We start from the raw sequence: 20,380 nt of genomic DNA on the forward strand, positions 1-20,380 counted from the left end.
GGTCGCCCGGGCCGGCCTTCCCCAAGGCGGCACGGACGACATGTGGCGCTGTCGCCGCCCCCATCATGCTCCGTAGTCACCCGATTACGCAACGTTGTCGGCTAAATCCATCATTCCGGACACTCCCGGCTTCCCGGGCGCTCGACCGGCGCTTACCCCTCCCCAGTACGTGAAAACGCTGCAGCCGTCCCCCGAATGGAGGAGACTCGGCGCCGGGTTCACGCAACCACGCACCAGGGGTCGTGCGTTTAGCACAACGAGGTCGGCGCGCGCAGGAAATGGGGAAAGAACGCCCCAGCGCCCCTCGTTACCTGTTCGCGTACCCTGTCGAGGTGACCTGGATGCGGAAACGTGACCACAATGTGCTGACCAACGCCGCATCGCTGCTGATCTGCGGCCTGTTGGCCGGCGTGGTCGTCGCGGCGGCGGCCTTCCCCGCGGTGGCGATGTCCGGGCTGGCCGCCAAGGCCGGCGCCGAAACCTTCGGCGCGCTGCCCAAGGAGCTGACGGTGGCCCGCGCGCCGCAGATCAGCTACCTGTACGCGGCCGACGGCAAGACACAGCTGGCGACCATGTACGACGAGAACCGGCGCGACGTGAAGCTCGCCGACATCTCGCCGGTGATGCAGAAGGCCATCATCGCCGCCGAGGACCACGACTTCTACAAGCACAACGGCGTGGACCTCAACGGCGTGGCCCGCGCCTTCGTCAACAACCAGAACTCCGGCGCCGACCGGCAGGGCGCCTCCACGTTGACGATGCAGTACGTCCGGCTGGCCATCGCGTACTCGGCCACCCACCCGGCCGACGTGGTCGCCGCGACCGAGGACACCAGCGCCCGCAAGCTGCGCGAGATGCGCTACGCCCTCCAGATCGACAAGGAGCTCTCCAAGGACGAGATCCTGGAGCGCTACCTGAACATCGCCGCGTTCGGCAACGGCGCCTACGGCGTCTACGCCGCCAGCCAGGTCTACTTCGGCAAGCCGCCGAAGAACCTCAAGATCGAGGAAGCGGCGATGCTGGCCGGCATGGTGAAGGCGCCCAGCTCGTTCGACCCGACCACCAAGAGCGGCTACCCGCTCGCCGTCGATCGGCGCAACTACGTCATCGAGAACATGTTCGAGATCGGCGCGATCACCCGCCAGGAGGCGGACGCCGCCAAGGCGACCAAGCTGGTGGTCAAGGACAAGCGCACCCCGAACGGCTGCGTCGACACCGCGGAGAAGGGCTGGGGCTTCTTCTGCGACTACCTCTACCGCTGGTGGATGGGGCAGGAGACGTTCGGCTCGACCTCGTACGACCGGGAGCGGCGGCTCAAGAGCGGCGGCTACCACATCGTCACCACGCTCGACCCGCAGGCGCAGCGCGGGGCCGACAAGGCGGTCCGCAAGGCCAAGAAGGAGACCGCCAAGGAAGCCGCCATGGTCGCGGTGGTCGAGCCGGGCACCGGCCGGGTCCGGGCGCTGGCGGTGAACCGCAACTTCAAGCTGGACGACCCGAAGAAGCCGACCAACAAGGCGCACAGCGACCCGAAGCAGCGCAAGAAGGGCAAGCGCGGCAACTATCCGAACACGGTCAACCCGCTGCTGACCGGCGGTGACGGCATCACCGGGTACCAGGCCGGCTCGACCTTCAAGATCTTCACCATCGTCGCGGCGCTGGAGAAGGGCATCCCGCTCAGCTACACCATCAACGCGCCGCAGACGTTCCGGTCGGAGTACATCGTCGAGCGGAACAGCCCGGCCGCCTGCCCCGGCACCAACCTGTACTGCCCGCAGAACTCGGGCAAGAAGGCCGGCGGCGTGCAGACCATGTGGAGCGCGTTCAGCGCCTCGATCAACACCTACTTCGTGCCGTTGCAGCAGCAGGTCGGCGCGGAGAACGTGGTCGACGTGGCCAAGCGGCTCGGCATCCAGTTCCGGGCCAGCAACGACGCCCGCTTCGCCAGCAACAAGGACTACGCGCACGACTGGGGCGCCTTCACGCTGGGCGTCTCGCAGACCACCCCGCTGGAGCTGGCCAACGCGTACGCCACCCTGGCCGCGGACGGCAAGTACTGCGAGCCGATCCCGGTGCAGGAGATCCGGGACCCGGAGGGCAAGAAGCTGGACATCGCCAACCCGCGCTGCGAGAAGCGGATCAGCACCGACGTGGCCCGGGCCGCGGTGGACGCCGCCCGCTGCCCGGTCGGTGACAACCCGGCCAACGGCAGTTGCGGCGGCAGCCGGACGGCGTCCAACGTGAAGGGCATCGTCAAGGCGCCGGTGGCTGGCAAGTCCGGCACCACCGACTCGGAGAAGAGCGCCGCGCTGGTGGCGATGACCAAGCAGTACGCGGTGGCCGGCATCATGGCCGACCCGGACTGGCCGCAGACCAACGTCAAGATGGGGCACAACGTGCCCAACGGCATCAACCCGCCGGTCTACGAGACGCTGCGGGACGCGATGAAGGGCAAGCCCCGGATCGACTTCGAGCCGCCCGGCAAGAAGATCTCCGAGGGTGACCAGCGCTCCATCCCGAACGTCAAGTGCCAGTCGGTCGAGACGGCGAAGAACCGGATCGAGGGTGCCGGCTTCGACGCGGTCGTCTCCGACGTCAAGGTGCCCTCCAGCTGCCCGCCGGGCACCGCCGCCGGCACCAGCCCCGACGGCCGGACCATCAAGGGTGGCGTGGTCACCATCCAGATCAGCAGCGGCGGCGGCGCCAAGCCGGGCACCCCCGGCGGCCAGCCGACCAACCCCAGCCGGCCACCGGGCCGCCCCCGAGGCTGACGTCGCAGGACACGACGACGGGCGGGCACCCCACGCGGGGTGCCCGCCCGTTCTCGCGTACGCCGGCCGGGGCCGGCGGGGTCAGAGACCGAGCTGCCGGCGTACCTCGGCGGCCACCCGGCCCCCCTCGGCCCGGCCGGCCACCGCGCCCTGGGCCGCCTTCATGGCCGGGCCCATCTGCGCCTTGCCGGTGAACCCGCCGGCGGCGAGCGCCCCAGCGACCAGCTCGGCCAGCTCGGAGTCGGAGAGCTGCTTCGGCAGGTAGCGCTCCAGCACCTCGCCCTCGGCGGTCTCCTTCGCGGCCTGGTCGGTGCGGCCCGCGTCGGCGAAGGCGGTCGCGGCCTCCCGCCGCTTCTTCGCCTCCTTGGTCAGCACCGCGAGCACCTCGTCGTCGGTGAGGTCACGCTTGGCCTTGCCGGCGACCTCGGCGGTGCCGACGGCCGCCAGGGCCATCCGCAGCGTCGAGGTGGTCAGCTCGTCGCGCGCCTTGAGGGCGGCGCGCATGTCGGCGGTGAGACGGTCCTTCAGCGTGCTCATGGACGGTCAAACTACCCTGAACGCCATGCGAAAGCGCACACTATTCCGGCTCGCGGCCGGAACCGCCGCGGTGGGCGGGGCCACCCTGGCCTACGCGTCGCTCATCGAGCGCAACATGTTCACCCTGCGGCGGTACGACGTGCCGGTGCTGCCGGCCGACGCCGAGCCGCTGCGCGTGCTGCACCTGTCGGACCTGCACATGATGCCCAACCAGGCGCGCAAGCAGCGCTGGGTGGCCTCGCTGGCCGCCCTCGACCCCGACCTGGTCGTGGTGACCGGGGACAACATGGCGCACCCCGACGCCGTGCCCGGGGTGCTGCGGGCCCTGCAACCGCTGCTGGACTACCCGGGTGCCTTCGTCTTCGGCTCCAACGACTACACCGGCCCGGTCTGGAAGAACCCGTTCACCTACTTCCTGCCGGACCGGGAGTACACCGAGGGCGTCGAGCTGCCGCACGAAGAGCTGCGCGAGGTGCTCGCCGGCGCCGGCTGGGTGGACCTGAGCAACGCCCGGACCACGATCAAGGCCGGTGGTCGCGTGATCGAGCTGGCCGGCGTCGACGACCCGCACATCGAGCGGGACGACTACGCCGCAGTGGCCGGGCCGGTGTCCCCCTCGGCCGACCTGTCCATCGCGCTCAGCCACTCCCCCGAGCCGCGGGTGCTCGACCAGATGGCCGCCGACGGCTTCGGGCTGCTGCTCGCCGGGCACACCCACGGCGGCCAGGTCTGCGTACCGGGCTTCGGCGCGCTGGTGACCAACTGCGGGCTGCCCCGGTCGATGGCCCGGGGCCTGCACCGGTGGCCCGACTCGGACTCCTGGCTGCACGTCTCCGCCGGCCTCGGTACGCACCCCACCGCCCCGGTCCGCTTCGCCTGCCCGCCCGAGGCCAGCGTCCTCACCCTCATCCCCCGCTGACCGCCCCGCCCCGGTCCGGCGGCCCGCCCGCCCCGTCGCCCCCGCTGGCGCGGGCGGTGGGGGCCCAGGATCCGCGCAACATCCGGGAAGTAGTGGTGTCGACGGCCTGGTGAGGCCACTACATCCGGGAAGTTGTGCGGATCTGGGCCGGTCCGCGGGCGGTCGGGCGGCGGTGGGGGTACCGAGTTTGACCGTCGAAGCGGGTGGGCTACTATTTGTCGGCACGCCTCGGGGTGTGGCGCAGTTTGGTAGCGCGCTTCGTTCGGGACGAAGAGGTCGTCGGTTCAAATCCGGCCACCCCGACCAGAGGTAATCGCAGGTCAAGGCCCCTCCACGGAGGGGCCTTGATTCGTTTCCGGCGATCACGGCTCAGCTTGCGGCAGCGAGAAGGCAGCAACGACGCGAGCACCCGCGATCCCGATCACGCGTCGAGTGGACGCCAGGCCGCCCGTCAGAGCAGCGGCCGACGTTCCTATAGTTCTGCTGGTGGCGATTCCATCAGCGTTGCAGGAGTCATTGCACGATCCGGTGTTCTGGGCGCGGTACACCTTCGCCCACGAGGAGGGACCCGGGGCGGATCGGCTTGGTGACCTCGAGGGCCTCCTAAACGACGACGATGACGATGACGATGAGGATTCCGCCGACTCGTCGCTCGACGTGGCCTTCGAGATCGGCGACGGCCACCAGGTCGTGTTGAGCATCGACGCCTCGGTCGACTCCTACAGCCTGGGTGTCACCACCCCCGACCTGGCAGAGCCCGCCGAGCTCGGTTGGGACGACCTCGCACACTGGCACCCGCACGCGTTGCGCTGGGCCGAACTCGACCTGATCTGCCGGGCGATCGCCGTGCGGAATCCGCGGCTGCAGCACCCCGGGGCCGCGTTGGCCCTGCTCTGCCGATTCGCCGCCGTCTTTGACGATGACGACGTGGACCAGGCCGTCGCCGCCGTCGACGAGGCGTACGCCGCGTTACGCCCGCCGCACTGGAAGGGCTACTGGCCGTGCGGCGCCGACTGGCTCGAACGCGCCGACTTCCGTGCTGCGAACGTCAGCTGGCAGCGCGACGAGGCCGGCAACCTCTGGGCCCGTCAGGACGACGCCGACCGCGACGGCGAACCCTTCTACAGCACCCGGCTAGGGCCGGACACCGGCGACGGGTTTCCACACGTCCCGCTCCGGGCCGTGCTGACCGCTGCCGCGGCGACGGTGGCCGATCCGCCCGAGTCGGCCGGCCGCCAAGCGGGATAGGCGGCGAGGAGGCAGCGAAACGACCAGCAGCGGCCGGCAGGAGACGGCCCAAGGCAGCGGAGAAGGCCGTGCTCTGCAGCGCAGGACGGCATCGGATGGCATTGATGTCCGGCGAGCCTGTCGGCCGGGCTTCGCGACCGCTTCACCGGCTTGTGCGTTCGATACCGCGCCGGACGAGACCGCGTACGCCCGGAAGGGTGATCGCACGGATGGCCGCGTCATTCAGCCAGACGTGGAACCGGCTGGGCGGCGCGTACTGGCGCATTCCCCGGTGAGCGAGCGCCTGTCGCTTGGCGACCTCCGGCCGCAGGCCCGCTTCCCACTCGGCCAGGGCGGCCGGGATGTCGTCGCCGCGCCGCTCCAGCGCCGCGCCGAGCTGGTCGGCGCCGGCTAGCGCGAGGGCCGCGCCGTGCCCGGCGAAGAGTGTGACGCACCAGGCCGCGTCTCCGAGCAGCACCACCCGCCCGGTGCTCCAGCGCGGCATGACCACCTGGCTGACCGCGTCGAAATAGGCATCGGCCGGATCCCGCTCGAGGTGGCGGAGGGCGTCCGGCACGCCTGCGCCCAGGTCTCCGAACGCCGCGCCGAGCGCATCCACCGGTCCGCGTCGCAGCTGCGCGGCCGGGTCTGCGGATCGGTACGTGAAGAATGCCGACGACCGGCGCGGGCCCAGGTTGACGATCGCCGCCGTGCGTCCCGGCCCGATGAACGTCGTGGCGGACGACTCCGGCACGCCCGCCACCGGATGGTCGAGCGGGAACGCCGCCACGACGTACGGGAGGTCGACCCGGTGCCCGGAGCCGAACATCGCCCTGCGGGTCGCGGAGTGAACCCCGTCGGCACCGACCACGAGATCGGCGTCCTCGCTGGTGCCGTCGCTCAACACCACCCGTGACCGGTCGGCTCCCTGGTCGATGGACCTGACAGTGGTGCCGAAGCGGAACTCGGTGTGGTCGCGTACCGCTTCGTACAGCGCGGCCTCCAGGTCGCCGCGGAACACCGACATGGTCCGCTTGCCGAGGGCGGCCTCGGCGATGGCGGACGGCACGGTGAACTTGGGCTTCCCGTCGGCCCGGACCAGCACGGTGGTGAACAGACCCAGTTGCCGGGTGGACAGCGCGGTGAGCAGGCCGAGGCGCTCGGCGGCGTCGTAGCCCGGCCCGAGCAGGTTCACCAGATAGCCGCTGCTCCGCCGGCCCGGAGCACGCTCCACGACGACCGTGCGCCACCCGTCCTGTCCGAGACGTAGGGCCGTGGCCCGCCCGGCGATACCACCGCCGACGATCACCGCGCGTTTCATCCGTGCTCCCGAGTCAATAATGAGCATTTGTTCAAACCAGTATGAGCAGATGCTCATACTGGCGCAACAGCCGCGGTGGTCCGCACGCCTAGAATTCGGGCATGCCACGCGGCGTCGCCATCCCCGAACTCAGGCAGCAACTGTTCGCTGCCGTGGAGCGGGTGATCGCGGAAGACGGGCCAAGCCGCCTCACCGGCCGGGCCGTGACCCGCGAGGCCGGCGTCGCCACCGGGCTGCTGTACGCGCACTTCGCCACCTTCGACGACTTCCTGGTCGGCTACGCGGTCGATCGGGCGTTCCAGGTCTCAGGCGAGGTGGCCGGCCTTCCGGCTCGTGCCGGGACCGGCACTGTCGCTGGGAATCTCAGCGAGGCCATCCTGGCGACACCGCTGCGCGTGCTGGTGGCATCGACCCGGCTGCTGGCCTACCGGCCGGAACTGGCGGCGAACGTCGAGGCGGTGCTGGGGAACGGGAACGCCGGACTGCAGGCGGTCGAGCGTGCGGCCGCCGACTACCTGACCGCCGAGCAACGACTCGGGCGGGTGCCCGCGAGTGTCGACACCGCGGCCCTGGCCCTGGCGGTGGTCAGCGTGCTGCACCACGTCGCACTCACCTGCGACGCCGGCCCGCCGGTAGGCACCCGGATTCGTCGGGTTCTGACCGCGCTGACCGACGGCTTTCCGGCAGCCGCCCCGTCCTGACCCGGCCCCTCCCAGCCGAGGAACCGGCCTTCGACTGGCGGTTGATTCGGGTGCGGCAGCAGGACCGCCGGCGCCGTCGAGCCGATCCAGACCTGGTCGCTCCTACTTCGTGCGCTCGGGGTGCATGTCGCCCGGAGACACGGGACGACCGGGGACGCTGATGCACAACTGTCCCGGTTCCGCCCCGCACACCGGGCAGGGCCGGTACGACTCGACCGGCCCGGGGTCGAGGCCCCTCGCCAGGGCCGCCTGGACGATATCGTCGGCCGCGTCGTGCAGCTCAGGGTCCCGATGTCTGACGGCAGCCTGGTGGATTCGCTGGAGCGCGCTTCGCGCCAGCTCCCCTGGATCAGTCATCCGACCGACCTTCCCGCTGCGCTCGCCGTCACACGCGCCCGGCACTGCGACCGGATGAGGGCTGTCTCTCCCCGGGCACAGCGGCCACGCACGGTCAAGCCGGTCACGGCTGCCACCGCTGGCCTACTACGTCACCTACCGGCTCTACCCCGGCCTGCAGCGGTCGCGTCGGTCACCCGGTGGCGCCGAGGCGGTCCCGGATCAGCGCGATCACGGTGTCGGCGGTCCGGTCGAGGTAGCTGCGGCCGTCGGGCAGCCGGGCCTCCGGGCTGATGTAGCTGCGGGGACCGACGTGGGTGGCCGGATCGAGCCGGTGCACCGTGATCTTCCCTGCGCGCTCGGCCCGGTTCCATCCGCTCCAGCGGAACAGCCGCCATCGCTGCGGGAACATCCACGCGCCGGCCCGCTCGATCCGGTCACCGGCACTGGTGAGCTGGCAGAGCCCGCGGGCGTGGGTGATGTCGTTGGCGCCGTTGTGGAATCCGCCGAGCGTGATCAGCCAGAGCGGGCAGCGCAGCTCGGACCAGAGTTCGTTCACCGCGCCGGTGGCCACCTGCGCGCCACCGCTGTAACAGAGCAGCACCACGGGTACGCCGCTGTCCGGCCGGTAACCGGCGAGCCGGAGCTGGGTGGCGATCTGCGAGCCGACGGCACGGTTGTACAGAGGACGGTACCGGCGATCGGCGGCGACGAAGATCTGCACCACGTTGTGCAGGAACAGCACCAGCCCGATGTGGCGGCGCAACCAGACCCACACCGGCCGGTTGGCGAGCGGGTTGGCCAGCGGAGAGTAGGGCTGTACCTGGCCCAGCACCCGGAGCTCGGGCGCCCCCGCGATCACGGACTTCACCAGCCGGCCGCCGTCCCGGGTGTCGTGGAAGCGGCGTTTCCCGATACCGTCCAGATAGACCAGGTAGGCGTCCGGCGGGCGGTCCGGGTCCGCGCCCCGGGCGTACGGCATGCCCGCGGGGAGCGCGGTGGTGGGCGTCCGCCAGCGCGCGGCATAGGCCAGCACCTCGTAGCGGGCGAGCAGCGCTTCGGCGATCAGGACCGGCCCGATCCCGGCGAGCAGCAGCAGGAGCGCGAACTCGATCATGTGGCAGGCTCCGGCGCTCTTCGGGTGTTGAGCCGCACGACCAGGCGGCGGACGCCCTCGACGGCGACGCCCAGCCCGACCCCCGCGACAGCGACGCAGCCAGCGGCGTCCCACCAGCCGACGCCCGCCGTCGCCGCGAGCGCGGTGGCGAGGCCGGCCCCCACTCCGGCCATGAGCAGCAGGTGCAGCAGCGGCCCGAGCAGCGGGAACGCGAGGACGGCGGCGAGCAGCAGCGGGGCGGCCAGGCCGGGTGTCCAGACCAGCGCGGCCTCGTCGGCGGGAGCTGTGGTCAGCACCAGTTCGGCGAGGGTCCACGCGGACAGCGGCCAGAGCGCGAACACCGCGCCGTCGACGACGGCGCCGGCCAGCATCAACCCGACCACCCGCTTACGCGAGGCGCCGGACAGGCGGGCCACCACGGGCAGGAGACGCCCGGCGGCCTCGGACAGCCCGGCGAGCAGCAGCAGGATGGCGACGACGGGGGGCATTCGTCAGTCCTGTGCCGGCTGATCGGTGGCGACCGGCTGGCTGCCCGATCCGGTCCGTTGCGCGTAGCGCTCGAGTTCGTCGGCGGCGCGTGAATAGCCGCCGGCCGCACGCTGGGCGGCCCGCAGGGTACCCGCGGCGGCCCGGAACCGGGGCTCGTCGAGCAGACGCTGGGCGAGCGCGCGGACGACCTCGGCGTCGACGTCCTCGGTGCGTACCGAGAGGCCGGCGTCGAGCTCGGCGACGCGGGCAGCCACCAGTGACTGATCCGCACCCTGCGGGACCACGAGCATCGGCACCCCGGCGTACAGGGCTTCGTTGACGCTGTTCACCCCGCCGTGGGTGATGAACAGCGCCGCGCGGGCCAGCACCTCCGGCTGCGGCACGGAGCGGTGGGCGAGCACGTTGGCCGGCAGCGGACCGAGCGCGTCCGGGTCGGTCTGCCCGGTGGAGATGACCACGGTGCCGCCCAGCGGGGCGAGCGCGGTGGCGAGGTTGCGCAGCAGCTGCGGGTCGGCCTTGAACACCGTGCCCAGCGAGGCGTACAGCACCGGGTCTCGCAGCCGATCGACCGGGAACGACGAGTCGGCCGGGCGGGCGCCGACGCTCGGCCCGACGAACCGGTAGGACTGGTCGAAGCTGTCGGCCCCGGGGTGGAACGCCCGCGAGGTGTAGACCAGGTTCAGCGGCTGACGGATGTTCGCCAGGTCGACCAGGGGCACCGCACCCGTGTCGTAGCGGCGGCGCAGCTCCCAACGCGACCTCAGGTACCCCCCGACGTAGCGGGGCCGGCCCGCCGCCGCCGCGAGCAGTTCCCAGGAGGCACGGGTGGGGCTGGGCACGTGCCGGTTGAACGCGAACGTGGTGAACGACGACGCCGCCGGCACGTCGAGTTCCCGCGCGGCCACCGGCCCCCAAAGGCACAGGGAGTCGTGCACGATCAGGTCGGGCCGGGCGCCGCGCAGATCGGCGAGGACGGCGGGCAGCACGCGTACGGCGGTGCGGGCGAGCTGCTCCATCACCGTGACCGGCGTCGGCGGGCCGGAGAGCGGCACGTCGTCTCCGGAGTAGCGGAACACCCGCGCACCGGTGGCCGCGACCTGCTCGGCGTAGCCGGACGGCGCGTGGTAGGTGACGGAGTGGCCGCGCCGGACGAGCTCGGCCACGACCGGCAGGGTCGGATTGACGTGCCCGTGCATGGCGATGTTGAGGAATGCGATAGCGCTCATCGACCGACCCCGGACAGCCATGGAGTCAGTGCCCGGCAAGATGTCACGGTCACGATCCGCCCTTCCGGTGACAGCGTAGACGCTGCCGAACGGCGGCGTGCCGGGGACCAGGTACTCGCCTTCTGTTCCGCGAGCAGGTTCGAGCGGCGGGGGCATCCGCCGCCGTTGCGGGCGGCGATCGGCTCGCTGTCGCCGCCGACCTCGACCACCGTCGGTCGGTGGGTGGAGCCCCTCGGTCATCCGGCTCATTGCCCGCGCTCGTATCGATCTCCTATGGTCATCGCGCCGGGAGATCGCCCGGCGTCCCGCGCCATCGACCTATCCATGGGGGAACCGTGCGCACCCTACGTGGCGCCCTGGTCGGCGCCATCGCCGTCCTACTGACATCCACCACAGTGGCCGCCCCGGCCCGGGCCGAGGCCGCCGAACCACCCGTCGCCCCGCACACCGCCTTCACCATGCACTTCGACGGCTGGGGCTACATCGACGGCAACTTCTCCTACGAGGCCTCCCGCAACACGCTGGAGATCTACCAGCAGAACGCGAACGGCTACGCGCTGGTGATGCGCGGCTTCGACGGCAGCCACTGGCACGACCTGAATGTCACCCCGCCGGTGGGCACCCGGTTCACCGCCGGGCAGTCCTACGAGACCAGGACCAACTTCAGCCCGCAAGACTCGATCACCACGCTCAACGTCTCCGGTGACGGGCAGGGCTGCAGCAGCGGCGCGACCGGCACGCTGGACGTCGCCGAGGCCGAGTACGACGACGAGACGGGCAAGTTCACCGCCTTCGCCGCCAGCTTCTCGATCCCCTGTGGCGGCACCGATACGGCCAAGGGCGAGATCCGGTTCCGGTCGAGCATCGGGTACCAGGCCACCGACAGTTGGGAGTACCGGCTGCAGATGGGGCGGCAGCCGGCCGGCGCCGCCGGCACGCCGCAGGACGTAACCGTGGAGGTGAACGGAACGGAGCCGACCACGTTCGGTGCCGCCTCGCTCTCCGGGGCGAACCCGGCCGCGTTCGAGATCTCGGCGAACACCTGCTCCGGCCGGACCCTCTCGTACGGCGAGACCTGCAAGCTGACCATCACCCCGAAGGCGTCGGCGATCGGTGAGCAGACCGCGGTGCTGACCCTGGTCGAGAACTCGATCGCCGGCAAGGTGGCCCGGCTGCTGTCCCTGGAGGGCTTCGACGCCCGGGACGCCACCGCCTCGCCGCCGTACTTCGACTTCGGCTACGTCGCGGCGTACGAGACCTCGGCGCCGAAGACGGTGACCCTCACCGGGGCGGGCGACGCGCCGATCACCTTCGGCACGGCGTCGATCGTCGGCGCGAACGCGGCCTACTTCAAGATCACCAATGACGCCTGCTCCGGCCGGACCCTGGCCAAGGGGCAGACCTGCGCGATCACCGCCGTCGCCCGGCCCGCCGAGAACACCCTGGGTGGGGCGGTTATCTCGCTACCGGACGACAGCTTCGCCGGCTCGACGCAGATATCGCTGGGCGTCAACGGGTACAAGTCCGACAAGGGCACCTACTCCACGATGTCGCCGTACCGGATCCTGGACACCCGCTCCGGCAAGGGCGCTCCGAAGGCGATGGTCGGCTCGGGGAAGGTGGTGTCGCTCCAGGTCACCGGGGCGGGTGGCGTGCCCACGGACGCCTCGACCGTGGTGCTCAACGTGACCGTCACCGGCCCCACCGGCAGCGGCTTCGTCACGGCCTACCCGTCGGACGTGGCGCGCCCGAACGCCTCGTCGCTGAACTACGTGAAGGGCTGGACCGGAGCCAACTCGGTCACCGTCAAGGTCGGCGCTAACGGCAAGGTGAACCTCTACAACGCCGGCGCGTCGACGCACATCGTCGCGGACGTGTTCGGTTACTACTCCAAAGGCCACGAGTGCTGCTCCGGCTACGACGGCGGGCAGTACCACGCGCTCGCCAAGCCGATCCGGCTGACCGACACGCGGACCTGGGGCTCCCGCCTTCCGGCCGACCACTACCTCAACTCGGTCGCGAACTGGAACAGCACCATCAACCCGCGGGTCCGCGCGTTCGCGGTCAACATCACCGCCACCTCGCCGACCGGTTCCGGCTTCCTGACCGCCTGGAGCGGATACGCGTACGGGCTGCCCAACACGTCGACGTTGAACTACGTGAAGGGCGCCACGGTGCCGAACTTCGCGGTGGTGCCGACGACGCCCTGTGACGACTGCGGCAGCGCCACCGGCCTGCCGTCGATCGGGGTGTACACCAGCAGCAGCTCACACGTCATCGTGGACCTCGTCGGGTTCTACGACGACGGAACGCTCCCCAACGGGCTGCGCTTCTCGCCCGCCGTACCGACCCGGATCGCGGACACCCGCGCCGGGCAGGGCTGGCCGGCGCGGCTCGGGCCGGGGCAGACGGCGACGATCGCCGCGCCGGCCCCGGTGACGGACGCCGACACGCGGGCGCTGGCGACGAACGTGACCGCCGTCAAGCCGACCCGGACCACCTTCCTGACGGTCTGGCCGGCGGGCATCGACGGCATCGGCCGGCCGAGCACCTCCAACCTGAACCCGACCGCCGGGTCGGTCGTGCCGAACGCGGTGCAGACCATGGTCGGGCCGGACCGCCGATTCAACGTCTACAACGCCAGCGGCTACTGCGACGTGGTGGTGGACGTGGTCGGCACCTTCCACCGGTACCCGCCGTCGGCGCCAGCCGACTGGGAAGCCGGTGTGCGGGCGCGGGACGCCGCCCCGGCGGATCCCTCGGCGGTGACCCCGACGGCACCGGCGCCGGGCCGGGCCAAGCAACTGTGACCAGGTGAGAGCCGGGGACCGCGCGCGTATCCACTGCGGGCGGTCCCCGGCACCATGACCGGACGGCGGAGGAGCGCATCCGATCGGATGCGCTCCTCCAGTACAAGGCGCGGCAGTTGGGCGCCTTCCTAACTCGATCGGCAGCGGTGGCGACCCGGCGACCGACGACCTGCGCTCGACCCCGACCCTGCGCTGACTCTCGCCGTCAGTCGTGCCGCTCGGTGCGCTCGATCTCGGCGAACGCGGCGGCCAGATAGCCGTCGAGCGGGCGGCCGGTGACCGCCAACAGGTCCGCGACGAGCAGGGGCGCGTGCCGGGCGACCGCCACCGGGTCGGGCGGGTTGTCGTCGTCGCCCGGGTCGTACACCCCGAGCGCACCGGCGAGCAGCACCAGCACCACGTGCGGTTCGACGTCCGGCCACCAGCCGGCGGCCGACCGGACGCAGCGTTCCAGCACCTGCCGTACGTCGTCGCCAGCCAACCCGTCCGGGTGGGTCTCCTCCAGCAGCAGCCGGACCACCGCGCCGAGCACGAGGCCCGAGCGTTCCGCCCCGGCCAGCCGGCCGACGGACGTCTCGTAGATTTCCGGGTCACGGGTCCGCGCGGCATCGACCGCCTCGGCGGCCGCGACGGCGATCTCACGGGCGGGCGCGGGCAGGTGTCGCCAGGTCACGGTCACCGCGCCAGCATGGCAGAGCACCCCGACACCGCCGTCAGCCGAGGCCGACGCGGCCGGCCCGAGGGCGATACCTCCGGACCGATCGGGCCGACGATGCGGTCGAGGTGCGAGACGCGGATCGGCCGGCCCGCGCCGTCGGCGGCTGCCCGTGGTCTTGGTCACTCGGCGGCCGGGCGTACGCCTGGGCCCAGGTAAACGGCTCGCCACCTGTCGTACCCGGCGAACAGAATCGCGGCATGCTGCGTCGCGCCCTACCCCGTCGTCCGGAAGCCCGCCGGATCCTCGTCGGCACCCTGCTCTCGGCGATCGGGCGCGGCCTCACCCTGCCGTTCCTGTTCATCTACCTGACCGACGTACGCGGGCTCACCGACGCTCGGGCCGGCCTGGTGATCGGCTGGTACGGCGCGGTGACCCTGGCGCTGTCGCCGGTCGGCGGCACGCTGATCGACCGGTTCGGCGCCCGCCGGGTGGTGCTGCCCTGCCTGCTCATCGAGGCGGTGGGCACCGGGTCGCTGGCGCTGGTCGACTCGACCGGCTCGGCCTTCCTGGTGATGACCGTGATCGCCATCGGCAGTTCCGCCATCTGGTCCGGGCAGAACACCATCCTCGCCTCGCTCACCGACGACGGCGAGCGGCAGCGGGTCTTCGGGCTCAACTTCGCCCTGCTCAACCTCGGTATCGGCGTCGGCGGCCTGACCTCCGGCGCGATCGTCGACACCGGCCGCCCGGTCACCTTCCAGCTGATCTACCTGCTGGACGCGGTTACCTACCTGATGCCGGCGCTGATCCTGCTGACCCTGCCCGGCGTCGGGCACCGGCTCGCCACCCGTACGGCCGAGGGCAGGGCCCCGAGCGGCGGCTACCTGACCGTGCTCCGCGACCGCCCGTTCCGCCGGCTGGTGATCTTCGGTCTGGTCCTCACCACCTGCGGCTACGCCCAGATCGAGGTCGGCTTCACCGCGTACGCCGTCCGGGTGGCCGAGGTGACCCCGCGGGTGGTGGCCTGGGCGCTGGCGGCCAACACGGTGATGATCGTGCTCGCCCAACTGGTGGTGATCCGCCGGCTGGAGGGGCGCAGCCGTACCGGCGCCCTCGCGGTGGTGGGCGCGGTCTTCGCGACCGCCTGGCTGGTCCTCGGCTTCGCCGGCGTGATCGGTACGGGCAACGCGCTGCTCGCGGCGCTCTGCGTGATGGCCTGCTCGGCGATCTTCGGCTTCGGCGAGACCATGCTCTCGCCGGTGATGCCCGCGTTGACCAACGCGCTGGCCACCGACGAGCTGCGCGGCCGCTACAACGCGATGAGCTCGATGATCTTCGGGATCAGCGGGGTGATCGGCCCGGTGACCGCCGGTCCGCTGATCGGCGCGGCCGACGGCCGGATCTGGGTCGCCTTCGTGGTCGGTGGCTGCCTGGTCGCCTCGCTGCTCGCGCTCTCCCTGCGGCGGCTGCTCACCCCCGGGCAGGACGGCCGCGTGCCGGCCCCCACCGCGACCCTGGAACCCACCCCGGCCGCCGTCTGACCGTCGGTCTGGAACGGGTCGGGCCCCGGAGCGCATCGCTCCGGGGCCCGATCCGCGTCGGTGCTGCCGTCAGGCGGCGGCGACCTCGGCGGTGGTGCGGATGCGGTCCAGCGCCGGGGCCGAGACCGGGGACTCCGCGGTCAGGTAGGCCACGAAGGCGTCCAGGTCGATCATGCCGGTGACCAGGTTCGTGCCGCCGGTGAGGACGCTGAAGCCGTCACCGCCGCCGGCCAGGAAGTTGTTCACCGTGACCCGGTACGTGGCGGCGGTGTCGACCGCCACCCCACCGAAGGTGAGGCTGCCCCCGACCACCCGAGTGCCGGCGCACGGGTCCGTGCTGGGGCCGGTGGTGCCGTTCGGGTCGACGACGTAGCGCACGGTCGACGACGGGTAGAGCGTGCGGTTGGTGATGAACTGCTGCTCCAGCAGGCAGTACAGCTGCGCGCCGGTGAGGTCGAGGGTCACCAGGTTGTTGGCGAACGGCTGCACCGTGAACGCCTCCTCGTAGGTGACCGGGCCGGTGTCCAGGTCGGCTCGGACGCCGCCCGGGTTCATGAACGCGGCGACCGCGCCCTGCTCGTCGTCGGTGGCGGCGAGCTGCGCGTCCGCGATCAGGTTGCCCAGCGCGGACTCGCCCATCTGCGTACCGAAGAGGGTCTCCTGGGCCCGGGTGATCGCCTCGCTGGTCTGGCCGACCTCGCGGTCGGCCACCGGACCGAGCACCTCCTTGTACCGGCTGATCAGCGCGGTCTGCGCCGGGTCCTGAGCGACGTCCCGGGTGACCACGACGTTCTCGGCGCCGGCGGTGAGCACGTCACCGGTCCGCCGGTCGATCTTCAGGTCGATGTCGGTGACCAGGCGACCGAAGGAGCTGGCGCTGGTGACCAGCTTGTCGTTGATGTTGCAGTTGTACGCCTGGTGGGTGTGCCCGCTGACCACCACATCGATCGACGGGTCCATCCGGTTGGCGATGTCGACGATCGGGCCGGTCATCCCGACGCAGTCGTTGATGCCACCGCCCGCGGCCTGGCTGCCGCCCTCGTGCAGCAGCACCACGATCGCCTCGACGCCCTTGCGGCGCAGCTCGCGGGCGTACCGGTTGGCGGTGTCCGCCTCGTCGGCGAAGCTCAGCCCGGCGACCCCCTCCTGGCTGACGATCTGCGGGGTGCCCTCCAGCGTCATGCCGATGAAGCCGATCTTGACGCCCTGCACCTTGTGGATCGCGTACGGGGGCAGCAGCGGCCGGCCGGTCGCGGTCTTGAACGCGTTGGCCGACAGGTACTGGAAGCCGGCGCCCTGGTACGGGGTGCCGTCGGCGCAGCCGTCGACCGGGTGGCAGCCGCCGTTCTGGATGCGCAGCAGCTCGGCGGCGCCCTCGTCGAACTCGTGGTTGCCGACGCTGGCGTAGTCCAGCCCGGCCATCGACAGCGCCTCGATGGTCGGCTCGTCGTGAAACGCCGCGGAGAGCAGCGGGGACGCGCCGATCAGGTCGCCGGCGGCCACCGTGATGGTGTTCTTCTTCTTGGCGGCCGCGCGCAGCTCGGCCAGGTGGGTGGCGAGGTACTCGACGCCGCCCGCCGGCTGCCCGGCGATGGAGCCGCTGGAGCCGCTCGGCGGTTCGAGGTTGCCGTGGAAGTCGTTCAGGGCGAGCAGAGTGACGTCGACCGGCCTGGGCCCGGCTTCCGCCTGTTCGGGGGTTGTGGCGACCGCGCCGAACGCGGTCACGGCGAGCGCGGTCAGGCCGATGGCGGCCCGACGCATCCCGGGGATGGACATGGAACTCCTCATGGGATACCGGCGCGGCGGGTACCCGGTCGGTGGTTCGCGTCGGGCCCCGGCCCCGCCGTCGGCAGGGTTCGATCGCGGGTGGCAGCGGTGGGGGCCGCCGCCCCGCCGGGGACAGCCTCTCATCCGAGCCGCGAACGGTCGACCTGGGCAGCACACCAGAGCTGCGGCAATCGCCGGTGACCCGGCCGGGACGACCGGGCGATCAGGACATGACGGTCAGGTGACGAGCACCGCACGGGTCGTCGACGGGCTGGCCTGGAAATAGGTCCGGACGGCGGACCGGGGCGAGGACGTCCCGATGAGCGACACCGACCGGGCGGTGGAGCCGACGCGTCCGGCCGGCGGCACCCGATCGGCTACCCCGGCGCGCACCGCCGCCGCCAACCACCCGGGCGGTGGCAGCCGTTGCGGGACCAGGGCGGACCCGCACGTCCCGGCCCCGCCCTTGTCCGTCCGGGTCATGCTGGGGCGTCCACCCCGTCGAGGGCGCGGGGCGGCCTGCCGCTGCCGCGTCGAACCCTCAGTAGGTGCAGGTCAGGCCGGCGGCGTGGCTGACCTCGACGGTGTGGGTCACACAGCCGGCGCCGGCCAGCCGGTGCAGCAGGAAGCCGGTCGGCTCGGCGACCCAGCCGATCGGCTCGTCCGGGCTCATGGTCAGCGACGCCTGCCGCCAGGTGCTGGGTGCGGTGGTGAGCACGGTGCCCGCGAAGGCCGCCGTCACCGGCCGGTGCAGGTGGCCGGCGAGCACCCGGACCACGTGCGGGTGCCGGCCGACCACCTCGGCGAGGGCGTCGCCGTCGGCGAGCCGGACCGCGTCGGCGGCGGGGAGGCCGACGTCGATCGGCGGGTGGTGCAGGCAGACCAGGGCGGGCGTGTCGGGCCGGCCGGCGAGCACCCCGTCCAGCCAGCCGAGCTGCTCGTCGCCGAGCCGCCCGCCGCCCGAGCCCGGCACCAGCGAGTCCAGCACCACGATGGTCACGTCCGGGTGGTCGACGTGGTAGTAGGCGGAGAAGCCACCGCCCAGCAGGGGCGTACCGCCGAAGGTGTCGAGCAGCGACTCCCGGTCGTCGTGGTTGCCGCCGACCAGGTGCACCGGCAGCGGGAAGCGCCCGATCACCTCGCGCAGCGTGACGTACTCGTCGGTGCGGCCGTGGTCGACGAGGTCGCCGGTGATCACCACGCAGTCCGGCCGGGGGCGCAGCGCCAGCACCCGGCCGAGCGCGCGGTGCAGCCCGGCGGCCGGCTCGGCGCCGAGCACACCGGTGGTCAGGTGCGGATCACTGAGCTGGGCGATGAGCATCGTGCCTCCACTCGACCGGTACCCCCACGCTATCGTCGCGGCCCGCGCAGCGCGGGCCGCCCGGCCCACAGCCAGCGTCCACAGCCTGTGGATAGCACATGTGTACGAAGCCGTTCGCCCAGCTCGGCCAAGGGCGGATCGGCTCGGCGCTGAGTACCCTTGATCGCGCCTCCCGGCCCCGGGCCGAGCACCCCTACCTGGAATGACGTGCGAATGGATCACCAGCGAGTCATCCGTGACGTCACGGTCCGCCTCCCCATGGCGTCGACCGCCGTCGAGGCCTGCCAGTGGACCGTCACCGCGCTGGCTCGCTACGCGCCGGCCACCATCTCGGTGCTGTTGCGGGTGCACGACCGGCTCCGCTGCGTCGCGGCGACCGGCTCCTGGCAGGTCTTCTCGACCGTCCCGCCGCGGACCGGGATCGTCGGCCGGGTGTACGACTCCGGCCTGACCGCCGTCGTCCCGGACGTCGCCGCCGACCCCGACTACCTGCCGGTACGCCCCGACGTCACGGCCGAGGTGTGCGTACCGGTGCTGGACCCGGCGGGTCGCCCGATCGGCGTGCTCGACCTGCAGTGGTGCGAGCCGGTGGACCTCGCCCCGTGGCGGGAGACCGCCGAGCGGCTGGCCGCCCGGCTCGGCGCCCGGATCGTGGCGCTCGGTGGGCCGCCGGCGGAGAGCCGCAGCGAGAAGCTGCTCCGGCACGCCGCCGCGCTGACCTCGGCGGCGACCGAGTGGGACGTGCTGAGTGCCGCCGTCACCGCAGCCCGGGACGTGTCGGCGCTCCCCGCCGCCGTACTGGTGCTGGCCGGTCCCGCCGGTCCCCGCCTCGACCCGCCGACCGGCGAACCGGGCGAGTTGGAGGCGCGGATCCGGGCCGAGCTGGCCGAGGCCGGGCCGGCGGCGCTGGGCCGGATGGTCGGTCGCGCCCACCGCTACGGTGCCGGCTACACCCTCGGCGAACCGGGGCACCCGCCGGTCGCCGACCACGAACCCCTGCTCCGGGCCGGCGTTCGCACCCTGATCGTGGTGCCGGTCGGCCCGGCCGGCGAGGGCGGCGCGCTGCTGGTCGCCGACGAGCGCCTGCTCCGCCCCGACCCGACCACGGTGAACCTGGTTGAGCTGCTCGCCGGGCAGGCGTGGAGCTGCCTGGACCGGCTGCGCACCCTGGCCCGGCTGCGCGAGCAGGCCAGCTCCGACCCGCTCACCGGGCTGCGGCACACCGGGCCGTTCGGCCAGCGGATCGCCACGGCCACCCCGGGGCGTACGGCCCTGCTGGCGATCGACGTGGACGGCTTCAAGACGGTCAACGACACGTACGGCCACCAGGCCGGCGACCGGGTGCTGGTCGGCCTGGCCCGGGCGCTGGAGGGGGCGCTGCGCCAGGGCGACGAGCTGTACCGGATCGGCGGCGACGAGTTCGTCGCGGTGATCGAGGTGAACCGGCCCGAGGAGGCGGTCCGGATCGCCGAACGACTCACCGAGGCGGCCCGGCGTACCGGCCGGACGATCAGCATCGGTGTCGCCCTGCCCCGCCCCGGCGAGTCCCCGGAGCTCACCCTCCGCCGCGCCGACCAGGCCCTCTACGCCGTCAAGCGGCACGGCCGCGACGGCGTCCACCTCGCCGCCGCCTGATCCC

The 20,380-nt window shown here is 72.1% G+C and carries 17 protein-coding genes and 1 tRNA gene; 8 read left to right on the forward strand and 10 right to left on the reverse strand.

Annotated features, from left to right (window positions below):
* Positions 1-341 precede the first annotated feature (341 nt).
* On the forward strand, positions 342-2,771 hold the full coding sequence (locus tag FHX32_RS08145; protein WP_167180148.1) for a transglycosylase domain-containing protein: 2,430 nt from the start codon (positions 342-344) through the stop codon (positions 2,769-2,771).
* Between the two features lie 81 nt (positions 2,772-2,852).
* On the opposite strand, the gene FHX32_RS08150 is transcribed toward FHX32_RS08145, so the two are convergent.
* Positions 2,853-3,308 (reverse strand): GatB/YqeY domain-containing protein, encoded by a 456-nt coding sequence (locus FHX32_RS08150; protein ID WP_088996465.1) that lies wholly within the window; start codon positions 3,306-3,308, stop codon positions 2,853-2,855.
* Positions 3,309-3,333: 25 nt separating this feature from the next.
* On the opposite strand from FHX32_RS08150, the gene FHX32_RS08155 reads away from it, so the two are divergent.
* From FHX32_RS08155 to FHX32_RS08165, 3 genes are all read left to right on the forward strand, one after another.
* Entirely contained in the window at positions 3,334-4,227 is an 894-nt protein-coding gene (locus FHX32_RS08155; protein ID WP_167180149.1) for a metallophosphoesterase, read from the forward strand.
* 229 nt (positions 4,228-4,456) lie between these two features.
* A tRNA-Pro gene (locus FHX32_RS08160) sits at positions 4,457-4,533 on the forward strand.
* 126 nt (positions 4,534-4,659) lie between these two features.
* Positions 4,660-5,475, forward strand: a complete 816-nt coding sequence (locus FHX32_RS08165; protein ID WP_208418004.1) for a hypothetical protein — start codon at positions 4,660-4,662, stop codon at positions 5,473-5,475.
* Positions 5,476-5,617: 142 nt separating this feature from the next.
* Here FHX32_RS08165 and FHX32_RS08170 read toward each other — a convergent pair whose 3' ends face one another.
* Positions 5,618-6,832, reverse strand: coding sequence for an FAD-dependent oxidoreductase (locus tag FHX32_RS08170; protein WP_486480957.1), 1,215 nt, complete (start codon positions 6,830-6,832; stop codon positions 5,618-5,620).
* Positions 6,833-6,876: 44 nt separating this feature from the next.
* Here FHX32_RS08170 and FHX32_RS08175 point away from each other — a divergent pair, with 44 nt between their 5' ends.
* Entirely contained in the window at positions 6,877-7,476 is a 600-nt protein-coding gene (locus tag FHX32_RS08175) for a TetR/AcrR family transcriptional regulator (RefSeq protein WP_167180150.1), read from the forward strand.
* Between the two features lie 102 nt (positions 7,477-7,578).
* Here the strand turns inward: FHX32_RS08175 and FHX32_RS34940 are convergent, their stop codons facing one another.
* From FHX32_RS34940 to FHX32_RS08190, 4 genes are all read right to left on the reverse strand, one after another.
* Positions 7,579-7,833 (reverse strand): zinc finger domain-containing protein, encoded by a 255-nt coding sequence (locus FHX32_RS34940; RefSeq protein WP_486480958.1) that lies wholly within the window; start codon positions 7,831-7,833, stop codon positions 7,579-7,581.
* A gap of 172 nt (positions 7,834-8,005) precedes the next feature.
* Positions 8,006-8,929 carry a hypothetical protein gene (locus FHX32_RS08180; protein ID WP_167180151.1) on the reverse strand — a complete coding sequence of 308 codons (924 nt, stop codon included), beginning with the start codon at positions 8,927-8,929 and terminating at the stop codon, positions 8,006-8,008.
* Positions 8,926-9,417 carry a hypothetical protein gene (locus FHX32_RS08185; RefSeq protein ID WP_167180152.1) on the reverse strand — a complete coding sequence of 164 codons (492 nt, stop codon included), beginning with the start codon at positions 9,415-9,417 and terminating at the stop codon, positions 8,926-8,928. The genes FHX32_RS08180 and FHX32_RS08185 overlap by 4 nt, the downstream gene beginning before the upstream one ends.
* Positions 9,418-9,420: 3 nt before the next feature.
* The gene (locus FHX32_RS08190; protein WP_167180153.1) at positions 9,421-10,644 is read right to left on the reverse strand and encodes a macrolide family glycosyltransferase; all 1,224 of its coding nucleotides are present in this window, start codon (positions 10,642-10,644) and stop codon (positions 9,421-9,423) included.
* Between the two features lie 335 nt (positions 10,645-10,979).
* Between FHX32_RS08190 and FHX32_RS08195 the strand changes: the two genes are divergently transcribed.
* On the forward strand, positions 10,980-13,454 hold the full coding sequence (locus FHX32_RS08195; protein ID WP_167180154.1) for a choice-of-anchor D domain-containing protein: 2,475 nt from the start codon (positions 10,980-10,982) through the stop codon (positions 13,452-13,454).
* 205 nt (positions 13,455-13,659) lie between these two features.
* On the opposite strand, the gene FHX32_RS08200 is transcribed toward FHX32_RS08195, so the two are convergent.
* On the reverse strand, positions 13,660-14,133 hold the full coding sequence (locus FHX32_RS08200; RefSeq protein WP_486480959.1) for a hypothetical protein: 474 nt from the start codon (positions 14,131-14,133) through the stop codon (positions 13,660-13,662).
* 236 nt (positions 14,134-14,369) lie between these two features.
* Between FHX32_RS08200 and FHX32_RS08205 the strand changes: the two genes are divergently transcribed.
* Complete coding sequence (locus FHX32_RS08205) at positions 14,370-15,653, forward strand: MFS transporter (protein ID WP_167180156.1); 1,284 nt, start codon at positions 14,370-14,372, stop codon at positions 15,651-15,653.
* A gap of 69 nt (positions 15,654-15,722) precedes the next feature.
* On the opposite strand, the gene FHX32_RS08210 is transcribed toward FHX32_RS08205, so the two are convergent.
* The 3 genes from FHX32_RS08210 to FHX32_RS08220 all read right to left on the reverse strand — a co-directional run bounded on the left by FHX32_RS08210 (position 15,723) and on the right by FHX32_RS08220 (position 18,741).
* Entirely contained in the window at positions 15,723-17,429 is a 1,707-nt protein-coding gene (locus tag FHX32_RS08210) for a bifunctional metallophosphatase/5'-nucleotidase (RefSeq protein WP_167180157.1), read from the reverse strand.
* A gap of 228 nt (positions 17,430-17,657) precedes the next feature.
* On the reverse strand, positions 17,658-17,903 hold the full coding sequence (locus tag FHX32_RS08215) for a hypothetical protein (protein WP_167180158.1): 246 nt from the start codon (positions 17,901-17,903) through the stop codon (positions 17,658-17,660).
* A 58-nt stretch (positions 17,904-17,961) separates the two neighbouring features.
* A complete protein-coding gene (locus tag FHX32_RS08220) occupies positions 17,962-18,741 on the reverse strand; it encodes a phosphodiesterase (RefSeq protein ID WP_167180159.1) in 780 nt (259 codons plus the stop codon).
* Between the two features lie 213 nt (positions 18,742-18,954).
* Here FHX32_RS08220 and FHX32_RS08225 point away from each other — a divergent pair, with 213 nt between their 5' ends.
* On the forward strand, positions 18,955-20,376 hold the full coding sequence (locus FHX32_RS08225) for a diguanylate cyclase (protein ID WP_167180160.1): 1,422 nt from the start codon (positions 18,955-18,957) through the stop codon (positions 20,374-20,376).
* Positions 20,377-20,380 lie beyond the last annotated feature (4 nt).

It is taken from the genome of Micromonospora sp. CNZ280 (assembly GCF_011759515.1).